The sequence below is a fragment of the Oleiphilus sp. HI0117 genome, assembly GCF_001635235.1.
The window spans coordinates 1-949 of the sequence record NZ_LWGA01001069.1; the positions used below are offsets into that span (position 1 = coordinate 1).

Annotated in this window: 1 protein-coding gene; it reads right to left on the minus strand. The window is 47.7% G+C overall.

Annotated features, from left to right (window positions below):
• On the minus strand, positions 1-949 hold a 949-nt coding region (gene dprA, locus A3757_RS19115), incomplete at both ends, for a DNA-processing protein DprA (protein ID WP_068740110.1).

Below are 949 nucleotides of genomic sequence, written 5' to 3' on the forward strand. Positions count from 1 at the left end.
ATTTCACACGCTGATAGCCACCTGGCACATTAGAAATTAAACCTTTTAGCTCCAAGCTCACCAGGTTTTGCAATAGCACGCCAGCTTCCAGTTGGCTCTCGCTAGCTAGAACGTCAAAGGAGGTACACTGAAAATCAATCAGAGGTAATAGCTTTCCTTCATCGGGCAAAAGTTCATGTGACAACTGAGTTTCAGCTGCATGACCCTCAGCCTTGCCCACTATAGCGCTTGTACTGCGCCCAATCGGACTCTCACGCTTTGAGTTATTGGCGGAAGACGCTACCGTCATACAAGAGTCCCGACAAGGAAAAGCTAGAATATCCTCGACACATGTCACCAGCTGCGCTCCCTGTTTAATCAGATCGTTGCATCCGGCAGCCACTTCACTATCAATAGGCCCTGGAATGACATATACCTCCCGATTCTGTTCTATCGCATAATTCGCAGTGATTAATGATCCGCTTTTCAGGCCAGCTTCAACAATCAATGAACCCTGAGAAAGCCCCGAAATCAAACGATTTCGTCGCGGAAAATTTGCAGGCACAGGCAGAGACCCTAAAGCCATTTCCGACACCAGCACTCCTCGATCCATAATTTGCTCTGCTAGTTTTTGATTTTGCCTTGGGTAAACAAGATCTAAGCCCGTCCCCAAAACCGCACAGGTAATGCCACTTGCTTCCAAGGCTCCTCGATGGGCCAAAGTATCAACCCCCAAAGCCAAACCACTAACGACATTCTGGCCCTGAAGGCTCAACTCATAGGCAAAAGAATAGGCATGCTGTTTCCCGGCCATACTTGGTTTTCTGCTACCCACAACGGCTAAGGCAGGCAACAATAAAGACTCCAGACAGCCTTTCAGATAGATCATAGGCGGCGGACAAAATACTTCCTTTAATAAAGACGGATAGCCTGCATCCTCAATACTTAATATATGCTGTCGCGCAGGTTC